At 61.3% G+C, this 19,406-nt stretch carries 18 protein-coding genes; 7 read left to right on the top strand and 11 right to left on the bottom strand.

The window, feature by feature from the left end; all coding sequences use genetic code 11:
• Positions 1-174 precede the first annotated feature (174 nt).
• From DL891_RS09955 to DL891_RS09965, 3 genes are all read right to left on the bottom strand, one after another.
• Complete coding sequence (locus DL891_RS09955; protein ID WP_111720275.1) at positions 175-1,071, bottom strand: carbohydrate ABC transporter permease; 897 nt, start codon at positions 1,069-1,071, stop codon at positions 175-177.
• On the bottom strand, positions 1,055-1,924 hold the full coding sequence (locus tag DL891_RS09960) for a carbohydrate ABC transporter permease (RefSeq protein ID WP_111720276.1): 870 nt from the start codon (positions 1,922-1,924) through the stop codon (positions 1,055-1,057). The genes DL891_RS09955 and DL891_RS09960 overlap by 17 nt, the downstream gene beginning before the upstream one ends.
• Positions 1,925-1,985: 61 nt before the next feature.
• Positions 1,986-3,416 (bottom strand): CCA tRNA nucleotidyltransferase, encoded by a 1,431-nt coding sequence (locus DL891_RS09965; protein ID WP_111720277.1) that lies wholly within the window; start codon positions 3,414-3,416, stop codon positions 1,986-1,988.
• A gap of 104 nt (positions 3,417-3,520) precedes the next feature.
• On the opposite strand from DL891_RS09965, the gene DL891_RS09970 reads away from it, so the two are divergent.
• From DL891_RS09970 to DL891_RS09990, 5 genes are all read left to right on the top strand, one after another.
• Positions 3,521-5,737, top strand: a complete 2,217-nt coding sequence (locus DL891_RS09970) for a DUF6049 family protein (RefSeq protein ID WP_111720278.1) — start codon at positions 3,521-3,523, stop codon at positions 5,735-5,737.
• Positions 5,721-7,367, top strand: coding sequence for a murein biosynthesis integral membrane protein MurJ (murJ, locus tag DL891_RS09975; protein WP_111720279.1), 1,647 nt, complete (start codon positions 5,721-5,723; stop codon positions 7,365-7,367). The genes DL891_RS09970 and murJ overlap by 17 nt, the downstream gene beginning before the upstream one ends.
• A 168-nt stretch (positions 7,368-7,535) precedes the next feature.
• Entirely contained in the window at positions 7,536-8,522 is a 987-nt protein-coding gene (gene trxB, locus DL891_RS09980) for a thioredoxin-disulfide reductase (RefSeq protein WP_111720280.1), read from the top strand.
• 148 nt (positions 8,523-8,670) lie between these two features.
• On the top strand, positions 8,671-9,009 hold the full coding sequence (trxA, locus tag DL891_RS09985) for a thioredoxin (RefSeq protein ID WP_111720281.1): 339 nt from the start codon (positions 8,671-8,673) through the stop codon (positions 9,007-9,009).
• A gap of 72 nt (positions 9,010-9,081) precedes the next feature.
• Positions 9,082-10,308 carry a PLP-dependent aminotransferase family protein gene (locus DL891_RS09990; protein ID WP_111720282.1) on the top strand — a complete coding sequence of 409 codons (1,227 nt, stop codon included), beginning with the start codon at positions 9,082-9,084 and terminating at the stop codon, positions 10,306-10,308.
• Between the two features lie 157 nt (positions 10,309-10,465).
• Here DL891_RS09990 and DL891_RS09995 read toward each other — a convergent pair whose 3' ends face one another.
• The 8 genes from DL891_RS09995 to rpmH form a co-directional block, all read right to left on the bottom strand.
• On the bottom strand, positions 10,466-11,404 hold the full coding sequence (locus tag DL891_RS09995) for a ParB/RepB/Spo0J family partition protein (protein ID WP_111720283.1): 939 nt from the start codon (positions 11,402-11,404) through the stop codon (positions 10,466-10,468).
• Entirely contained in the window at positions 11,404-12,276 is an 873-nt protein-coding gene (locus tag DL891_RS10000) for a ParA family protein (RefSeq protein WP_232819109.1), read from the bottom strand. Before DL891_RS10000 ends, DL891_RS09995 begins: the two co-directional genes overlap by 1 nt.
• A 682-nt stretch (positions 12,277-12,958) precedes the next feature.
• On the bottom strand, positions 12,959-13,591 hold the full coding sequence (gene rsmG, locus DL891_RS10005) for a 16S rRNA (guanine(527)-N(7))-methyltransferase RsmG (RefSeq protein WP_111720284.1): 633 nt from the start codon (positions 13,589-13,591) through the stop codon (positions 12,959-12,961).
• A gap of 14 nt (positions 13,592-13,605) precedes the next feature.
• Positions 13,606-14,193 carry a R3H domain-containing nucleic acid-binding protein gene (locus DL891_RS10010; protein WP_111720285.1) on the bottom strand — a complete coding sequence of 196 codons (588 nt, stop codon included), beginning with the start codon at positions 14,191-14,193 and terminating at the stop codon, positions 13,606-13,608.
• 8 nt (positions 14,194-14,201) lie between these two features.
• Complete coding sequence (gene yidC, locus DL891_RS10015; protein WP_111720286.1) at positions 14,202-15,179, bottom strand: membrane protein insertase YidC; 978 nt, start codon at positions 15,177-15,179, stop codon at positions 14,202-14,204.
• A gap of 7 nt (positions 15,180-15,186) precedes the next feature.
• Complete coding sequence (gene yidD, locus DL891_RS10020; protein WP_111720347.1) at positions 15,187-15,486, bottom strand: membrane protein insertion efficiency factor YidD; 300 nt, start codon at positions 15,484-15,486, stop codon at positions 15,187-15,189.
• 8 nt (positions 15,487-15,494) lie between these two features.
• On the bottom strand, positions 15,495-15,833 hold the full coding sequence (rnpA, locus tag DL891_RS10025; RefSeq protein WP_111720287.1) for a ribonuclease P protein component: 339 nt from the start codon (positions 15,831-15,833) through the stop codon (positions 15,495-15,497).
• A gap of 9 nt (positions 15,834-15,842) precedes the next feature.
• The gene (gene rpmH, locus DL891_RS10030) at positions 15,843-15,980 is read right to left on the bottom strand and encodes a 50S ribosomal protein L34 (RefSeq protein ID WP_055810406.1); all 138 of its coding nucleotides are present in this window, start codon (positions 15,978-15,980) and stop codon (positions 15,843-15,845) included.
• 406 nt (positions 15,981-16,386) lie between these two features.
• Here rpmH and dnaA point away from each other — a divergent pair, with 406 nt between their 5' ends.
• Together dnaA and dnaN are read left to right on the top strand one after the other, a co-directional pair.
• Positions 16,387-17,808: a chromosomal replication initiator protein DnaA gene (dnaA, locus tag DL891_RS10035; RefSeq protein WP_111720288.1), complete on the top strand. Its 1,422-nt coding sequence runs from the start codon at positions 16,387-16,389 to the stop codon at positions 17,806-17,808.
• 415 nt (positions 17,809-18,223) lie between these two features.
• Complete coding sequence (gene dnaN / locus DL891_RS10040; protein WP_111720348.1) at positions 18,224-19,369, top strand: DNA polymerase III subunit beta; 1,146 nt, start codon at positions 18,224-18,226, stop codon at positions 19,367-19,369.
• The last annotated feature ends 37 nt before the right edge of the window (positions 19,370-19,406 follow it).

Consider the following 19,406-nt stretch of genomic DNA (forward strand, 5'->3'; position numbering starts at 1 on the left):
CGGGGCCGGGTAGACGCGCCTCCAGGTGCATTCGGGCGCAACAGTGAAAGCCAACCTAACGGTACCCTGCGAATATTCCCGGTTTCGAATCCTCGTGTCCGAACCGTTATGCGGCCGCGAGCCACCGGGGAGATCGGTCCCCCGAATCCCGGCACCCCCAGCCGAGGATCGTGCTCACCGAAAGCCGGTGATGGCGATCGAACGCACGATCTGCTTCTGGAAGAGAAGGAACAGCAGGATCAACGGCACCAGGGCCAGCGTCGTGGCCGACATCACCAGGGTCCAATTGCCGTTGTACTGGGATTGCAGGCTTGCCGTGGCCACCGTGATCACACGCCACTGGCTGCCGCTGGTGACCACCAGCGGCCACATGAAGCTGTTCCACTGGCTGACCATGGTGATGAGCACCAGGGTGGCGATGATCGGTTTGCTCATCGGCACCACCACTTCTACGAGGGTGTCCAGCGTGTTCGCCCCGTCGAGACGGGAGGCGTCGATCACATCTTGTGGAATGCCCCGGAAGTATTCGCGAAGCAGGAAGATGGCGTAGGGGCTGGCGAAGGTGAACGGCAGCACCAGCCCCCAGAACGTGTTGCGCAACCCCAATTCGACCATCATCAGGTAAAGGGGGATGACCACCACCACGGCCGGCACCATCAGGGTGGACAAGTAGATCCAGAACATCGCCTCCCGACCGGGAAAGTCGACCCGGGCGAACGCATAGCCGGCGAGAACGGAGAAGGAGACCTGGAACACGGTCACGAAGACAGCCATCAGCAGGGTCACCCCGATGGCCCTGCCGAAGTCGGCCGGTCCCGTGATGAGCGAAACCATGTTCGTGAGGCTCCAGGGGTCGGGGAGCGCCAATGGGTCTTCGCGCGCGAACTGCTCGGGTGTCTTGAACGCGGTCATCGCGCTCAACAGGAACGGCCCAAGAGTGACGGCGGCCCCGACCAGCAACCCGAGGTAGATACCGGCGGTCACTATCGCCGGTGTGCGCGTGCGTCCCGCCGAACGCGCCCGGCGCGGCTTCGCCGGAAGTGCGACGACCGTCTCAGGAGCTGAGGTCATAGGTCGTCCTCCGCCCGAAATAGAGTTGTTGCGCAAGGGTGATCCCCACCAGGATGACCAGCAGTACCACGGCCATCACCGCCGCCCTGCCCATGTCGAACGTCTGGAAGGCCTCGAAGTAGATGCGGGCTGCGATCACGTCCGTGCGGTGCTGGGGGCCACCCCCAGTCAGCGCGTACACCTGGTCGAAGATCTGAAAGGTCGAGATCACGCTGGTGACCAGCACGAAGAACATGGTCGGGCGCAGCAACGGAAGCTTGACACGCCAGAAGGTCGTGAACGGGCTCGCGCCGTCAATGGCGGCAGCCTCGATCACATGCTCGGGAATATTGAGCAGGCCGGCCATGAAGAACAAGGTGATGTAGCCGACGTTGGTCCAGATCACAACGGCACACACGGCCGGCAGCGCGAGATCGAGGTTCGTCAGCCATTCCACCCGGATGCCCAGGATCGCATTCAACGCGCCGTCCGTCGGGGCGAAGATCCACTTCCAGACCACTCCGAGGGCGAGCGGGGCGCAGATCCACGGCAATACATAGATGGTTCTGAGCACGAGCGAGCCCGGCAGGCCGCGAGTCAGCCAGCTGGCCACCAGCAGCCCAAGGACGGTCTGGATCGGGATCACGATCAACACGAACACGGCCGTCACCATCAGCGAGTTCGCGAAGACCGGGTCGCTGAGCACCGACCGGTAGTTGTCGAGCCCGACGAAGCGGGCGGGGCTGATCAGATCCCACTGCTGAAAGCTCAACCAGAGCACGATGAGCACCGGGAACACGAGAAAACAGATCAGTCCGAACAGGCTCGGCGCCAGCAGGGAGTAGCCGGTGATCGCGTTGCGCCTGGCCAGCATGCGACGGCGCCTCACCGGTGCCTCGCCGCGGGGCAGGGCCGTTCGCTGAGGGTCAGTCGCGCTACGAGTCACGTGCGGCCCACCAGTCGTGCAGTCGTTTCGTCGCCTCCTCGGCGTCGAGTGGGCCCTCGTCCAGCCGCACCTCCAGGAGATAGCGGTAGGCCTCGCCCACCTCACGACCCGGCGGTATCCCCAAGATCTTCATGATCTGTCCGCCGTCGAGGTCGGGACGCACCGCGGCCATTTCCTCCTGCGCCGAGAGCTCGGCGATCCGCTCCTCGAGATCGTCGTAGGCGAAAGAGAGCCGGTCGGCCTTACGTCTGTTGCGGGTGGTCACGTCTGAACGAGTCAGGATGTGCAGGCGCTCCAGCTGGTCACCGGCGTCGCGCACGTAGCGGCGCACCGCCGAGTCCGTCCATTTGCCCTCCGTATATCCGAAGAATCGCAGATGGAGCTCGATCAGCTGTTTGACCGCGTCGATTGTCTCCTTGTCAAAGCGCAACTCACGCAATCGTTTGCCGGCGAGCCTGGCGCCCACCAGGTCATGGTGGTGAAAACTGACCTGGCCGCCGGGCTCCATCACGCGGGTGGCCGGCTTGCCGATGTCGTGCAGGAGGGCCGCCAGGCGCAGCGCCAGATCGGGTGGGGCCTGCGGGTTTCTCGATTTCTCCAGGTCGATCGCCTGTTCCAGAACAGTCAAACTGTGTTCGTAGACGTCTTTGTGGCGATGGTGCTCGTCTTGTTCCAGGCGCATTGCAGGAAGCTCCGGCAGCACGATCTCGGCGATCCCTGCGGTGACCAGAAGCTCCAAACCGGGTCGGGGATCGGAGGTCATCAACAATTTTGACAGCTCGTCGCGCACTCGTTCGGCCGAGATGCGGCGAATACTCCAGGCCATCTCGCCCATCGCCGCCCGGGTCGCCTCGTCAACCTCGAAGCCGAGTTGGGCGGTGAACCGTGCCGCCCGCATCATGCGCAAGGGGTCGTCGCCGAACGAGATCTCCGGCGACGACGGTGGGCGCAGCGTGCCGGCCAGAATGTCTTCCACCCCGCCCGAAGGGTCGACCAGAACAACCTCGGGTACCCGGAGCGCCAACGCATTCACGGTGAAGTCACGGCGAAGCAGGTCCTGTTCGAGGCTCGTACCGAACTGCACCTCCGGCTTGCGGGTCTTACCGTCATAGCTGTCTGCACGATAGGTGGTGATCTCGACCGTGTCGTGCCCAAGTTTCGCCCCGATGGTGCCGAACGCCCGGCCGATGTCCCAATGCGCATCGGCCAGCGGCACGATCACCTTCAGGATCTGGTCGGGAGTCGCATCCGTGGCGAAGTCGAGGTCGGTGGCCCGTCGGCCGAGGAACGCGTCACGGACCGGTCCGCCGACGAGAGCCAGTTCGTGGCCAGCGGCCCGGAAGGCGCTCGCCAGAGCAGTGACCGGGCCGGACGCCGCGAGTTCGCCCAGCCGCTCGAGGGATTGCGCGACCGGTTGCATGGATACGATTGTATTGGTCTTGTATTGGCGGACGGTACGAGGCTTACGGTGTGCTGGCACCGGCGACGCATTCGTTGCGCCTAGAATCACTGCATGGAGGCCGAGTGAGCAGAACGCATCGGCGTCCATGCTCGGTTGCGACCGGGTGGACCGAAGACGAACGCTCCCCGGCTGGCCGAGTCTCGGCTTTCATTGCCGCCCTGGTGTGCCTCGTTCTCGTGTTCGCCGCCGCGTCGTGGTTGGGTCCACTGGCGGGGGCTCGGGCAACTGCGGCCAGCGCCTCCGGCACTCACCTGAGCGTGACCGCCGGGCAACTGGGGATCGTCGGTGTCGGTTCGGACGTGAGCTTCAGCATGGTGATACAGAGCACTGATGGCGCTCCGGTCGCGGCCGGTCGGATACAACTGCACCTGGACCGCGCGCCCCTGGCCGACCGCAGCGCACTCGAAGCCTGGCTGAATCCCAGCAGGGAGACGACGGCACCCACCGGGGTGGTGATCACGACAGTGGCTGTGCGGGCCGGCTCCGGCACCCAGACCACGGTCACCGCCATGGTCCCGGCCAGTTCGATGAAGCTGGCCGCAGGCAAGGTCTACCCGGTCGAAGCCGTCTATTCGCGCAACGTGGACGCCCAGAGCGGAGCTGTGGCCGCCACTGCCCGCACGACCGTGGTTGCAGACGCACCGGGTACCAGAGGTGCGCTGGCCGTCGTCGCACCGTTGACTGTTCCCGCGCCGACCAACGGCGTGATCTCGGCAGACGACCTCGAGCGCCTGACCGCCGCCGATGGAGAGTTGACCGCGCGGCTCACTGCACTCCAGCACCGTCCAGTCGCCATCGGGCTCGACCCGATGATTCCCGCCTCCATCCGCCTTCTCGGCAAATCTGCACCCCAGACCGCAACCTCATGGTTGGCACGATTGGCGGCGGCCCCCAACGAGATCTTCCCGCTGCAATACGCCGATGCCGACATCGCCGGCCAGTCGCAGGCGGGGATTGGCCTGCTGCAACCGACCTCGTTCGATTTTGCCATCGATGACTCGCTCTTTCTCAAGCCAACCGCCGAACCCACCCCCGCCCCCAGCCCCGCCCCCAGCCCGTCACCGCAAGTAGGGGCGTTGCCGGATCTCCCCACCGCGGAGTCCCTCACCAAATGGCCATATTCCCTTGACGGCATAGGATGGCCCGCGGATGGCACTGTGACCGCAAAAGACTTGGATCATTTCGCCAAGGCCGGCTTGGAGACCACGATCCTCAACAGCTCCGCGATCAAAGGCGACACCACCGGCCACGGTGTCGCTGCCCGTGCTCTCATCAACGATCACCAGGTGCTGGTCGCCGACAGCAGCCTCACGGCCGCACTCAGAATGGCGGCATCCGCCTCCACCGAAGCAGTGTGGACGCAGGCGATGACTGACCTGTTCGCACAGCTTGCGGTGTACGCTGCATCGCCCGACCCTGTCCCGGTGTTGGCCGACATCGGCAGGGACACCTCGAACTTCGGCTGGTTCGACGCCACCATGTCTGCGCTGACCGGACAGAACCTGGTGGGCGCCGCAACGCTGGAATCCCTCGTGCGCGACACCGCCACGACGGGCGGGGCAATCGTGAATTCCCCAGAAAAGGCCGGCCGAATCGAGCGGATCAGAACCTTGAACGACCGGGCCACCCAGGTTGACAGGCTCGCAACCGCGGCCAAGAATCCGGCGCTTCTGACCGGGCGCTACCGCGCTGACATGCTCGCGCTGCTGGCGACGTCGTGGCTGGCCGACCCGGTGGCCTGGGAACAGAACGTCGACGAGTCGCTCGATGCCTCGGCCGGGTTGCTTGACGATGTGCGGTTGGCTCCAATGAGCGATGTGCAGATGTTCGGCGGGCAGGTCGCCATCCCGATCACGGTGATCAACGATCTGCCCCTTCCGGTGACAGTGCGTGTTCAAACGGTGCCGTCGAACGCACGCCTGGTGGTCGACGACGACGTGATCGCCGAATTGGCGCCCGGCTCCCAGACCAAGGTTCTCGTTCCCGTCACCGCCCGCATAGGGAACGGCGACGTGACCCTCAGCATCGCCCTGTTCAACGAGGACCTGAGTGTGCAACTCGACGGGCCCGAGTATGTGGCGGTCACCGTGCGCGCCGACTGGGAGACCTTCGGCACGCTGATTCTCGCGGTTCTGGTGGTCGGATTCTTCGGGCTGGGGATCTTCCGCAACATCCGTCGTCGTCGCAAGAGCCGAAAGGCGGGTGCCGTCGACCCGGGCGGAGCCGCGCCCCCCGTAGGCTCAAGCCATGCCGAGGAGCAGCATGACCAGTCCAGCTAGCACCCCGGGGCAGGGTCCGTCTATCGGCCGGGCGAGTTTCGCCCTCGCCTCGGGGACCGTGGTCTCCCGCGTTCTGGGTTTCGTGAAGGCTGCCGTGCTCGCCGCCACCCTGGGGGTTGTCGGCAGCGCCTCGGGCGATGCGTTCGCGGTGGCCAACCAGTTGCCGAATACCGTCTATGCCATCGTCGCCGGCGGCGTGCTCAGTGCGGTGCTGGTGCCACAGATCGTGCGTGCCGCCCTGCACGCAGACGGCGGTCGCGGCTACATCAACAAGTTGCTCACTATCGCCATGGTGCTGCTCGGGCTGGCCACAGCGGTGACAATCCTGGTCGCCCCCTGGCTGGTGCAACTGTATGGCCCCGACTTCACGTCCGACCAACTCGCCCTGGCGACCGTCTTCGCATACTGGTGCCTGCCCCAGATCTTCTTCTACGGCTTGTACACCCTGCTCGGTGAGGTACTGAACGCAAAGAGCATGTTCGGCCCGTTCACCTGGGCGCCGGTGCTCAACAACATAGTCGCGATCGCCGGCCTGGTGATATTCATCGTGCTGTTCGGGGCGGGGTCGGGCAACCGGCCGGTCACCGACTGGTCAAGCTCGATGATCTCCATCCTTGCCGGCAGCGCCACCCTCGGTGTGGCGGCTCAGGCATTCGTGTTGCTCTATTTCTGGCGGCGTATCGGAATCAGCTACCGGCCGGATTTCCGCTGGCGGGGCGTCGGTCTCGGTGCCACCGGAAAGATCGCCGGCTGGGCGTTCGGGATGCTCCTGCTCACCACTCTTGCGGGCGTCGTGGAGTCCAGGGTCGCCTCGGCTGCTTCCGGGGAGGCGGCATCGATCTTCGCGCTGCAGACCGCCTGGTTGGTGTTCATGTTGCCACACTCGGTGTTCACCGTATCCATCGCCACCGCCTACTTCACTCGAATGAGCGAACACGTCACGCGCGGGGACGATCAGGCACTCAAATCGGATGTCTCGGCATCGATTCGCGGCATCTCGGCAATCATCGTCTTCGCCACCGCAGGGCTGATTGTTGTCGCGTACCCGTTCAGCAGCCTCTTCGCACAGGACTACGTGGGCACCCAGGCCCTGGGAAACGTGATTATCGCGTTCTTGATCGGCCTGCCCGCCTTCTGCGTATTGTTCGTGCTACAGCGCACCTTCTACGCCTTGGGAGACACGCGCACGCCGTTCTTCTTCACGCTTTTCCAGGTGGTGCTCTTTTCGGTCGGGGCCTTCCTGTGTCTCTTCCTGCCGGTTCAACTCCTTGCGATCGGGATCGCCCTGACAATGTCGATCTCTGGAACACTCCAGACCCTGCTCGCTGCAATACTCTTGCGCCGTCGCCTTCGCCACATCGACGGCTTTCGGATCGTACGGTCCCTCACCCGCTTCGTCGTGGCCGCGATCCCCGCAATGATCATCGGCTTCATTCTGGTGTGGTTGCTGGGCGGTCTCCGGAACGGCGGATTCGCTGTCACCGGGGTTCTGGGTGCTGGGCTCTCCATGATCCTGGTCGGGGTGGCCATGACCGCCTGCTACGTCGGAATGCTGCATCTGATGCGCGTGAGTGAGTTGCACGACGCACTCGGACCGCTGAAGCGACGGTTCGGCCGGGTTGGGCCCTAGGCCTGGTTCAGCCTCGGTGCCGTTTGCCCGTGGCGCACGGATACCTGCCGTAAGGGTGCTGGAATAGTGGCCGGTTAGGATGTGTTGTAGGGAAGGCGAGCGGCGAGCATGCCGGGAGATTCGGTCGTGTTCTGCAGGCCGTCCACAGTCACACAAGAGGAGTGATCGTTGCGTCAAGTCATCATTATCGGTTCGGGCCCCGCTGGCTACACCGCGGCGATCTATGCCGCCAGGGCAGGGCTCGCCCCGCTTGTTATCGCCAGTTCGGTGGAAGCCGGGGGCGAACTGATGAACACGACCGATGTGGAGAATTATCCGGGGTTTCCCGAGGGTGTTCAAGGCCCTGACCTGATGATGAGCTTTGAGGCGCAGGCAGAGCGCTTCGGCGCAGAGATCCTGCTGGATGACGTCACTTCGGTCGAGCTCGAGGGCCCGGTGAAGAAGGTCACACTCGGCTCCGGCGAGGTCGTGGAGGCTCTCGCGGTGATCGTCGCGACAGGCTCTGCCTATCGCAAGCTGGGACTCGCCGATGAAGAGCGCCTGACGGGGCGCGGCGTGTCGTGGTGCGCCACCTGCGACGGCTTCTTCTTCAAGGAGAAGACGATCGCTGTCGTCGGCGGCGGCGACTCCGCGATGGAAGAGGCCACGTTCCTCACCCGGTTCGCCGACAAGGTCTACGTGATTTACCGTGGGGACACCCTGCGGGCATCCCTGACGATGCAACAGCGAGCCTTCGACAATGAGAAGATCGAATTCATCTGGAACAGCCAGGTCACCGCGATCAACGGCGAGGAGTCGGTGACGGGAATCACGGTGCACAACTCCGCCACCGGCGAAGATTCGACCCTGGAGGTACAGGGTCTGTTCATCGCGATCGGGAGCGACCCGCGTACCGCACTGGTGAGCGGCCAGATCGACCTGTCCGACGACGGCACGATAGCCGTTGAGGGACGTACCTCGAAAACCTCTCTGACCGGGGTTTTCGCAGCGGGAGATGTGACAGACCCGACCTATCGGCAGGCCGTGACCGCCGCAGGAACCGGCTGCGTGGCCGCCCTCGACGCCGAACACTATCTGGCCACCCTGCCCGCCGAGACGATCGCCCAGACCCAGGGGCCCGCGGCCCCGGAAGAGAAGGAACTGGTCACTTCGTAAACGTCGGTCACCGGTGGTCACCCCAAGCACGACCGCTGGAGCGCTCGAGCGGGCCGGGCCCCGCAGACGCCCAAGATCCATGACGGTCCCGATCGACGACAGTCCAGATTGACAACAGTGCAGATTGACAACAGTGCAGATTCAACGAATGAGGAGAAACATGTCCAACGTAAAAGCAGTCACCGATGCCAGTTTCGAGAACGACGTTCTCAAGTCGGAGAAGACCATCCTGGTCGACTTCTGGGCCGAATGGTGCGGTCCGTGTCGCGCGGTCGGTCCCATTCTCGACCAGATCTCTGTCGAGCACAGCGACAAGATCGAAATCGTCAAGCTCAACGTCGACGACAACCCGCAGACCGCTGCCAAGTACCAGATCACCTCGATCCCGGCGATGAAGGTGTACCAGGGCGGCGAAGTCGTCAAGACAGTGATCGGAGCCAAACCAAAGCCGCAGCTGGTTGCAGAGCTGGCTGAGTTCCTGGCCTGATAGTTTCTGGTCTGATAGTTCCCGATCTGTGGCCCAAGTCTCGGCCGCAGTTTCGTTCATGACTGGAGCGCTGTGAGCACGAACCTCCCTATCGCGGGTGATCAATCCGGTGACCATTGGAGTGCCCATTACTCCATCCGGGCGGCTGGGTGGACGGTTTCAGACGTGCGTGCACTGTTCGCCGTTGCCTCACGCCCAGACGTGGTCTCGCTGGCCGGCGGAATGCCGTTTGTCTCTGCACTGCCGCAAGACGTGGTGCAGGACGCAGTATCTCGCGTTCTGCGTGAGCAGGGTGCGGCAGCCCTGCAGTACAGTTCAGGGCAAGGAGTTCTCAAGCTGCGTGAGCAGATACTCGAAGTGATGGAACTCGAGGGGATCCAGGCGCCTGCAGACAATGTGATGGTGACCACGGGCTCCCAACACGCGTTGGATCTGGTCACCGAGTTGCTGATCGATCCCGGCGACGCGATTCTCGTCGAGGCACCGAGTTACGTCGGCGCAATCGGGGTATTCCGCTCACACCGGGCGAGCGTGGTGCACGTCGATGTGGACGATGACGGGCTCGATCCAGGCGACCTGAGGGCTAAGATCCAGGCAACACGGGCTGCCGGACACCGAATCAAGTTTCTGTACACCATTCCGAACTTCCAGAACCCTGCCGGTGTCACCCTCTCCCCCGCACGCCGAAGCGAGGTTCTGGAGATCTGCCGGGCAAACGACATTCTGGTGCTGGAGGACAATCCGTACGGCTTGCTCTACTTCGACCGGCCCCCTCCTGCTTCTCTGCGCTCTCTCGACGACTCCGGGGTGATCTATTTGGGAACCTTCTCGAAGACGCTCGCCCCCGGTTTTCGTGTGGGTTGGGTCTTGGCACCCCGGGCCATCCGCGAGAGGCTCGTGCTCGCCAATGAGGCTTCGATACTCTGCCCCAGTTCGTTCAGCCAGCTGGTGATCTCCGAGTACCTGGCGAGTGCGGACTGGAAGGCACAGATCAACACGTTTCGTGGCATCTATCGGGAGCGCAAGCTCGCCACCGTGAACGCACTCGCCGAATACCTGCCGAACCTCCGCTGGACAGACCCCAACGGCGGGTTCTACGTCTGGGTTACCCTGCCGGAAGGGCTGGACACCAAGGCACTGTTGCCGAGCGCGCTCGAGGCGAAGGTGGCCTATACTCCCGGCACCGCGTTCTTTGCCGACGGCGATGGCCACTCGAACCTGCGGCTATCGTTCTGTTATCCGCCTGCCGAGGAGATCCGTGAGGGTGTTCGTCGTCTGTCCACGGTGATACCGGCCTGAGTGAACTGGGCTCGACTCACCTGCGCGCGCTCGGTCCCAGGTCACGCTCATTGACGAATATTGTAATTTAACCATCTCTGATCAGGTGTTCTATTCATCTAGGCGCAACCAGAATTTTGCTCTGAAAGCCCATTCCAGTCTCGGGCTGGACGCAGAACTATTGAGCTCCGAAGCCGGACTCACCCAATTCCTCGAGTATCCGGTTGAGGTCCTCGACGCTCGCGAATTCGATGGCGAGCAGCCCTTTGGAAGCACCCAGGGTGATCTTCACCCGGGTGTTCAACCGGTCCTCCAACCGTTCGGCCACCTCATCGAGATGACCGCGGCGCCTACCAGCCGCGGGTCGGGCCTTGCGGGCCTTGGGTGCGGCACCGGCCGCCGCCTCGGCCGCTCGAACCGAGAGGTCCTCATTGACGATCTTGTCGGCCAGCCTGGCCATCGACTCGGGGTTTCCTGTCGACAGGATCGCGCGGGCGTGCCCGGCGGAAAGAACTCCGGCGGCCACACGCTTCTGGATGGGTTCCGGCAGCCGCAAGAGTCTTACGGTGTTCGCGATCTGGGAACGTGACCGTCCGATGCGTGTCGAGAGCTCCTCCTGAGTGATACCGAAGTCAGCCATCAATTGCTGGTAGGCCGACGCCTCTTCCAGTGGGTTCAGTTCCGAACGATGCAGGTTCTCCAGCAGGGCATCCCGCAGCATGTTCTCATCCGCGGTCTCCTTCACAATCGCCGGAATCGTATCCAAGCCGATCTGCAGGCTGGCGCGCAGACGGCGCTCCCCCATGATCAGTTCATACTTCTTGCCGGGAACTCCGGTGAGCGGCCTGACCACAATCGGCTGCAGGAGGCCGACTTCGCGGATGCTGTGCACCAATTCGGCCAGATCTTCTTCATCGAACACCGCGCGCGGTTGCTGGGGATTGGGAGTGATGTCCAGCGGGGAAACATGCGCAAGGTGTGCCCCGGGCACCCTCACCAGATCGGTCGAGGAATCCGTCGCCGACGGAAAGAAGACATCTACGGGACGGGTGCTCTCGTCGCTGACGGGTATGAGTGCGCCGATACCACGGCCCAGTCCAGTTCGTTTAGTGGCCATCAGGCGGTATATCCTTCGGTTCTCGGTTGGGTAGATTCAGTGGCGGCTCCACGGATGGCAATCTCGGTGGCTGCCTCCAGATAAGACAGGGATCCGGACGAACTCATGTCGTACGAGATCACACTCTGGCCATAACTGGGCGCCTCGGACACACGCACAGAGCGGGGGATCACCGCAGCCAGAGTCTGGGCCGGGAAGTGGTCACGAACCTCCTGCGCCACCTGGTGGGCGAGGTTGGTTCGGGAGTCGAACATCGTCAACAGGATCGTGGACACGTGCAGGGTCGGGTTCAGGTGCTTCTCAATCAGCTCGATATTCGTGAGCAGTTGACTCAACCCCTCCAGCGCGTAGTACTCGCACTGGATCGGGATGAGAACTTCGCGCGCGGCGACAAAGGCATTGATCGTCAGGAGACCCAGTGACGGGGGACAGTCGATGAAGACGTAGTGGAATGGCTCATCCATCGTCGCCAGGTGGGCATCCAGAGCGCGGCGCAACCGCTGCTCACGGGCAACCATCGAAACAAGTTCGATCTCGGCGCCGGCCAGGTGAATGGTCGCGGGAACACAATAGAGGTGGTCGAACTCCGGGCTCTTCTGAATGACATCACCCATGGGGTCATCGCCGACCACCACATCGTAGACGCTGGCGACACTGGACCGGTGGTCGATGCCGAGTGCTGTCGATGCATTCCCCTGCGGGTCGAGGTCGATGACCAGCACTCTGGCACCCGAACGCGCCAATGCGGCCGCGAGGTTGACCGTGGTGGTGGTCTTTCCCACCCCACCCTTCTGGTTGGAGACCGTGATGACCCGTGTCGTCTCGGGCAGGGGAAGGTCGGTATTGGCCAGCACGCGGCGCCTACGGGTCATATCCGCGATCTCTCGCGCGAGCGGAGTCGTCGCATCGAAAGTATCCGAAGCGGGCGTCGCCTGAGGCGTCTCGGTAATCGGATCAGGCTCGTCGTTCTGCTCGCCCTCATGGTCGTTCTCGGGTTCAACGGCAGATTGTTTCACGTGAAACATCGGGTCGCGGCCCTCGGCTGAGGCGGGATCGGCGGAGACAGATTGTTTCACGTGAAACATCTTCCCATTCTGTGGAGCTGGCGCGGAAGAACCATCACCACAGTCAGTACTCGCCGTGCCCAAGGCATTCACCGCGGGGGTCACGCTCGAGGGATCGTCGACGTCGACGGTTGCAGCGTTGAGCGGGTGAGCGGATGGCGAAGAGATCACCTCTGAAAGATTCTCGGCAGGTGCCAGTGAACCAGTACTGGTGGGGGACTGTTCGGGCTGTTCATCAGCGAGCAGGGGAACAGGCGCGCCGAGCTTGTCGGCTGCTGGAGTGTCAACCGGAACAACTTCGGCCGGTGAACGAGATTCCACGGATTCGCCGGCGGCGGGTGAACGCTCGATCGGGGCAGCGAGTACGTCATTCATGGCAACACCGGGTTGCGCATCAGAGGACACCTTCCGCGCCGGAGGCGGTCCGCTTTCCTTCGTGGCACGCCGACGAAATCCCCATGCTGCCATGAATCCGCCTCCCCTTCAGTGGTCATTCAACTGTAGCCCGTACCACTCGGGTCACCTCGTCAAGCACGCCGTCACCGAGCGTGACCACCTCTACATCTCGAAGTCTGAACCTGCGCACGACTTTACTGGCCGCTTCGATCTCCTTCTCAGCCCCCGCACCCTTCATCAGAACCAATTCACCGGCCGGGCGCAGCAGTGGGGCGGTCATGGGAATCAGCTTGGAAAGGCCACTGACTGCGCGCGCAGTCACCTGGGAGAACTCGCCCTCTCGGCCCGTCTCCTGCGACCGGGCCCGCAGAACCGATACATTGCGGAGTCCCAACGCCTGAACTTGTTCGTTCAGCCAGGTGACACGCCTGTCCATTGGTTCGATCAGCACGAAATCCACATCAGGTCGGGCAATTGCCAAGACAATACCCGGTAGACCCGCGCCGCTTCCGACGTCTCCCACCAAACCCGGTCGCAGCAGTGGGGCGACCACCGCACAGTTGAGAATATGCCGCGTCCAGAGGCGGGGAAGTTCCAATGGACCAATCAGGCCGCGCTCTTCACCGTGCTCGGCCAACGCTCCCGCGAACTCGCGTGCCAGAACGATCCGCTCTCCGAAGAGCTGAGCAGCGGCGGCGGGTTCTCCCTCGAGCTCGCTGAGTGTCATTGTTTCACGTGAAACTATTGGCTGGCGCTGATCACCGTGTGGCGATCGTTGCCTGCGCCCTCAGACGCAGAGTGGTAGCCACGAGCCGCTACCAAGTCGTGGACAATCTTGCGCTCATAGGAGGTCATCGCGGGTAACGCGGCGCCGGCCGCCCCCTCTTCGATCCGCGCTATCGCGCGGTCGACAAGGTGGGAGAGTTCCTTCTCCCGCGCCTCACGAGAGCCGCCGATGTCAAGAATGAGACGGGAGAATTTTCCGTTCTTGGATTGCACGGCCAAACGCGTCAACTCCTGAAGAGCATTGACGGTGTCGGGTCGCGAGAGTAGTCCGAGATTGCCGTTATCGGGAGCATTGACGGCGACGTAGGCCCTGCCCGGTCGCGCTTCGATGTCTATGTCGCCATCAATGTCGCAGATATCGAGGAACTCCTCAATATAGTCCGCGGCAATGTCACCCTCTTCTTCAATCTCGGCGACGGTGCTGGCGACGCGGTCGGCGTCACGGGATCCGTCCCTGGTCGGAACGCTGAGAGTGTCTTTCGTTTGGTCATCGTCGGTCAAAACTTCTCCAAAGACGTCGTCTTTCGGTGAAACCTGTGTCATTTCAAAAGCTACTTTCCGCCGGGTTTCTTCTTGGCTCTGTTCTTGCTTATCGGTTGTTGCCTTTGAGTCGGTTTCGCGGGCTCTTCCTCAATCACAATGGTGTCGGGGTCCAAGGACTTCGCTTCCTTCGGCAACTTGCCTTTTCGTGCCAATCGCTCTTCACGCGCCTTGGCTGCCTCGCTTCCCGGGGTGGGCATGTTCCGGATCACGATGAACTGCTGGCCCATGGTCCAGAAGTTGGAGGTCAGCCAGTAGAACATGACACCCAGGGGGAAGGCAAAACCGGAGAAGATGAACACCAGCGGCAGCAGATACAGCATGATGCGCTGCTGCTTGAACGTCGGAGATGCCTTCGCCTCTGCGGACATGTTCTTTGAAATGATCTGCAACTGAGTGATGAACTGCGAGCTGGTCATCAGCACCACCATGATCGCAGCCACCCACATGACTGCCACCTGCTGCGGTTCGGCATTCATTGCACTGGAGAAGCTCGAACTGAGCGGAGCAATGCCAAAAAGTTTCGCGGAGCCGAACTGGGCACCAAGTTCCGCCGACAACGGGCCGACTCCGGCGATACCGTGTTGCGCATTGTTGAGAACTTGGAACAGTCCGAAGAAGATCGGCATCTGCAGCAGCAGGGGGAGGCACGAGCTCAGCGGGTTGGTTCCTGTCCGCTTGTACATCGCCATCGTCTCGCGGCTCATTGCCTCACGGGACGCCTGGTCCTTCTTTCCCTTGTACTTGTCCTGGATCTTCTTCAGGTGTGGGGCGACTTCGAGCATCTTTCGCTGGCTCTGGATCTGCTTCACAAAGATCGGGATCAGCGCCGCCCGAACCACCAGCACCAGACCGACGATCGACAACACCCAGGTCAGACCCGCTGCGGGATCCATGTTCCCGATATTCGTCAATGCCCAATGGAAGAAGACAAGTATGAGTTCGATGGCCCATTTGATGGGCCAGAGCAGAGTGCCTATGAGATCCATTGGTGAGTCAGGCCTTCCCGTGCGCGCGCACGATCACAAATCCGAATGAGGTCAGGGAATACCGCGCCACCCTGGCCGGAGGAACATCGTCGATTCCGCCGGCAGCCCACGGGTGACAGCGGGCGATTCGCCGCAGCCCCAGACCCGTCCCCGGAATCAATCCACGCTGTTGGATCGCCTGCAACGTGTACGCGGAGCACGAAGGGTAATACCTGCAGACATCACCATAAAGGGGAGAGATCGCGAATCGATACAACCTGAGCAGAACCACGGCTAGATTGCGGGGCGCAAGAAACAGGAACCACATCACTTTGCTCACGTTCCACTACCCTTACTGATTCCCCGGACAACCTCTGATTGCAGGGTAACCCACGAAGCGGTGGACGAACCCGGGAGAGCCCGAATCACGATATCGGTCCCTTCCTTCACATGCGGCAATTCCAGGGCGCAGATCGCTTTGAGTCTTCGCCGGACTCGATTGCGCACCACGGCTCCTCCGACACTCCGTGCGGTGATGAACCCAAATCTGACGCCACAAGGCTCATCGCTTGGAAACAGGTAGACAACGGTGTTCTTGCCGACGACCCTGCGGCCGCGGCGAACAACATTCCTGTAGTCCTCCGCCCGGACAAGACGGTTGACACGGGCCAGCACCGCTAGATGTTATGCAGACAGTTCGGTGCGACCCTTGCGCCGGCGCGCAGACAGGATCGAACGGCCGGCGCGGGTGCGCATGCGCAGACGGAATCCGTGCACCTTGGCGCGGCGGCGGTTATTGGGCTGAAAAGTTCTCTTGCTCACGGTGTGGTCTCCACGTACTGTATCTCCGAAACCACGAAGGGTGGCCAGGAATGCTTGGGGATTGCCTAAACGGCTAAGGTCAACTGATTAAACCTACGGCCTACAGGCGGTTAGGTCAAACCGCTACAGGCCAAACGATCAATTCTCTCGTATGATCAAGCGCGATTCGCTCAAGACACGCGGGGCATCACCCAATGAATTTGGTTCAGACCTGCGCCAGTCAATAAAGTTATCCAGAGAGTTATCCCCAGCCTACCTGAAGCGAAACTGCATGAACTCGCGGAAATCGGTACTGTCAGTGGATAACTTCGTGGGTAATTGTGGATGAATACCGTGCGAAACGGTTGCCTCAACTGCAGCGCACGCAATGGCGCGTGCGCTTCGAAACACTATGACTAAGGACGCTATGACTGCAGACGATCAGTCCATCAAAGACATCTGGAATCTGGTTCTCACCGAACTTTCTGCAGACGATCGAATCACCCCGGCCCTCAATGGCTTCGTCAACCTGGTCGAACCCAAGGGGATCATGACCGGCACGCTGTATCTGGAAGTGCCCAACGAATTCACCCGTGGCATGCTCGAGCAGAGAATGCGGATGCCCCTGCTCAATGCAATCGGCAGCCTCGACGAGACCCTGGCAGTGTCCACGTTCGCGATCGTTGTGAATCCAGAGATCACTCCGGAGGACTACACGACGGCGCCCGATCACATCGACCCACCCTTCGTCGAGCACGCACCCCTGCTGCACACGGATCCTGAACCCGTCGCCGGACGCAATTCCGATACCAGACTCAACCCGAAGTACAGTTTCGACAACTTTGTCATCGGCGGCTCCAACCGGTTCGCCCATGCTGCTGCTGTTGCTGTCGCCGAAGCTCCGGCGAAGGCCTACAATCCGCTGTTCGTTTACGGTGAATCGGGTCTGGGCAAGACACATCTGCTCCACGCAATCGGCCACTATGCCATGAGCCTGTACCCGGGGATCCGGGTTCGGTATGTCAGTTCCGAAGAGTTCACCAATGACTTCATCAACTCGATCGCGAACAACCGGGGCTCTCACTTCCAATCCCGCTATAGGAACATCGACATTCTTCTCATTGATGACATTCAGTTCCTCCAGGGAAAGTCAGAGACCCAGGAAGCCTTCTTCCATACCTTCAACACCCTTCATGATCACAACAAGCAAGTCGTGATCACCAGTGACCTGCCGCCGAAGCACCTCACCGGTTTCGAAGATCGAATGCGCAGCCGGTTCGAATGGGGTCTGATCACCGATGTTCAGGCACCGGACCTCGAGACTCGCATAGCAATCCTGCGAAAGAAGGCCCAGAACGACAAGCTCCAGGTGCCCGACGAGATCATGGAGTTCATTGCAACGAAGGTCTCCTCGAACATTCGGGAGCTGGAGGGCACCCTGATCCGCGTCACAGCATTTGCGAGCCTCAACCACACGGTCGTCGATATGACCCTGGTGCAGACGGTGCTCAAAGACCTGATCACCCTCGACGATGACAATGTGATCTCACCGGTGGAGATCATCAATCACACGGCCGACTACTTCAAATTGACCGTCGACGACCTGTACGGATCCTCTCGCTCCCAGGCCATTGCCACGGCCAGGCAGATCGCGATGTACCTGTGTCGTGAGCTCACCAGCCTCTCCCTGCCCAAAATCGGACAGTTGTTCGGCAATCGCGATCACACCACTGTGATGTACGCGAACAAGAAGATCAGTGAATTGATGAAGGAACGCCGTTCGATCTACAACCAGGTCACCGATCTCACCAGCCGGATCAAACAGAATCAACGGTACGGTTCCCTCTGATTTTCGAATTCGTGGGTTCTGCCTCCTCATCCGACCGCATCTGTGGCCTGTGGATGAAGCTGTGGATAACTCGCCTGAAATGTCCAAAGAATGTTGATAAGAAGCTTCAGGATGTGCAAACCTCGTGTTCGGGCGTGGCAGGATTGCGCGCATCCACAACACTTCGCCCTGCGAGTTCCACAACTTACAGACGTGTAGTTCTCGGAGATCCCGTGGGTGACCAAGTCTTGTCCACACTTTCCACAACGGTTAATGTCTTTAATCCTTAAAGAATTTAAAGAGGGTCTGAAAGAACCTTTACCCGCGCACACAAAATCACCTGAGCGGGCTGCTCTCCCCACAGATACACGAAACGCGAGCAAGACCGATAGCATTGCGCTCACAACTATTTCCTCCAATATCAGGGGTGACCTTCGTGAAGTTTCAGGCCAATCGAGATATATTCAACGACGCCGTTTCATTTGCAGTGAAGCTTTTGCCCCAGCGAACCACCCTGCCGATTCTGAGCGGTGTGCTTATCGAGGCGACCGAAGACGGTCTCGTCCTGAGCTCATTCGACTACGAGGTCTCAGCACAGACAACGGTCGTCGCCGATGTCGAAGAGACCGGCCGAGTGCTCGTCTCGGGCCGTCTTCTCGCGGAAATCGCCAATAAATTGCCACAGGCGCCAGTGAACTTCACAGTGGAACAGTCCCGGGTTCTGGTCTCGTGCGGATCGGCAAACTTCACTCTGCTCTCGATGCCGGTGGAGGAATATCCGAGCATCCCCCAAGTGCCGGGCCAGACCGGCTTGTTGCCTGCAAACGAATTTGCCGAGGCTGTTGCCCAGGTCTCCGTCGCGGCTTCGAGGGATGATGTCACTCCGGTGATCACCGGAGTGCAGTTGGAGATAGCCGACAATCGGTTGAGCCTGGTCGCCACCGATCGTTACCGAGTGGCGGTGCGCGAAATCGATTGGGATGCAGCGAAGAGCACCATTGAAGCCGTGACGGCGTTGGTGCCTGCGCGCACATTGCAGGAGGTCGGAAAGACATTCGGCCACAGTGGAACCATCGAGGTCGGAATCACGAACACCGACGATCGCGAACTCATCTCGTTCACCGCCGACCGTAAAACGGTCACCTCTCTGCTGATCAAGGGCAACTTCCCGCCGGTTCGCCGTCTGTTCCCCGAGGTTGTGGATAACTATGCGGTGATGAACACGGCCGAGCTGGTCGAGGCGACGCGCCGTGTGTCGTTGGTTCTGGAGCGAGAGGCTGCATTGCGGTTCTCCTTCACCGCCGACGGACTGACTCTGGAGGCGACCGGGTCCGAACAGGCCCAGGCCTCTGAAACCATCGACGCGATCCTCACCGGAACGGACACCGTCGTGTCACTGAAGCCGCAATTCCTGTTGGATGGCCTCGGTGCAGTGCGCTCGGAGTTCGTTCGGATCTCCTTCACCAAGACAGAGAATCCGAACAAACCGGGCCCGGTGCTCATCACCAGCCAGACATCGAAGGAACAGATCGGTTCCGACAGTTACAAATACCTTCTGCAGCCAAACCTCTTGTTGCGTTAGGCCTGGAGCAGAACGGGTACCAGAGCAACAAGGGAGA

Source organism: Homoserinimonas sp. OAct 916 (assembly GCF_003260275.1).
GTDB lineage: Bacteria > Actinomycetota > Actinomycetes > Actinomycetales > Microbacteriaceae > OACT-916.

Excerpts from the sequence above, each read along its gene's own strand:
- DL891_RS09955 (WP_111720275.1), bottom strand. The coding sequence starts at position 1,071 with ATGACCTCAGCTCCTGAGACGGTCGTCGCACTTCCGGCGAAGCCGCGC.
- DL891_RS09960 (WP_111720276.1), bottom strand. The coding sequence starts at position 1,924 with ATGCTGGCCAGGCGCAACGCGATCACCGGCTACTCCCTGCTGGCGCCG.
- DL891_RS09965 (WP_111720277.1), bottom strand. The coding sequence starts at position 3,416 with ATGCAACCGGTCGCGCAATCCCTCGAGCGGCTGGGCGAACTCGCGGCG.
- murJ (WP_111720279.1), top strand. The coding sequence starts at position 5,721 with ATGACCAGTCCAGCTAGCACCCCGGGGCAGGGTCCGTCTATCGGCCGG.
- trxA (WP_111720281.1), top strand. The coding sequence starts at position 8,671 with ATGAGGAGAAACATGTCCAACGTAAAAGCAGTCACCGATGCCAGTTTC.
- DL891_RS09995 (WP_111720283.1), bottom strand. The coding sequence starts at position 11,404 with ATGGCCACTAAACGAACTGGACTGGGCCGTGGTATCGGCGCACTCATA.
- DL891_RS10000 (WP_232819109.1), bottom strand. The coding sequence starts at position 12,276 with ATGACCCGTAGGCGCCGCGTGCTGGCCAATACCGACCTTCCCCTGCCC.
- rsmG (WP_111720284.1), bottom strand. The coding sequence starts at position 13,591 with ATGACACTCAGCGAGCTCGAGGGAGAACCCGCCGCCGCTGCTCAGCTC.
- DL891_RS10010 (WP_111720285.1), bottom strand. The coding sequence starts at position 14,193 with ATGACACAGGTTTCACCGAAAGACGACGTCTTTGGAGAAGTTTTGACC.
- yidC (WP_111720286.1), bottom strand. The coding sequence starts at position 15,179 with ATGGATCTCATAGGCACTCTGCTCTGGCCCATCAAATGGGCCATCGAA.
- yidD (WP_111720347.1), bottom strand. The coding sequence starts at position 15,486 with ATGTGGTTCCTGTTTCTTGCGCCCCGCAATCTAGCCGTGGTTCTGCTC.
- dnaA (WP_111720288.1), top strand. The coding sequence starts at position 16,387 with ATGACTGCAGACGATCAGTCCATCAAAGACATCTGGAATCTGGTTCTC.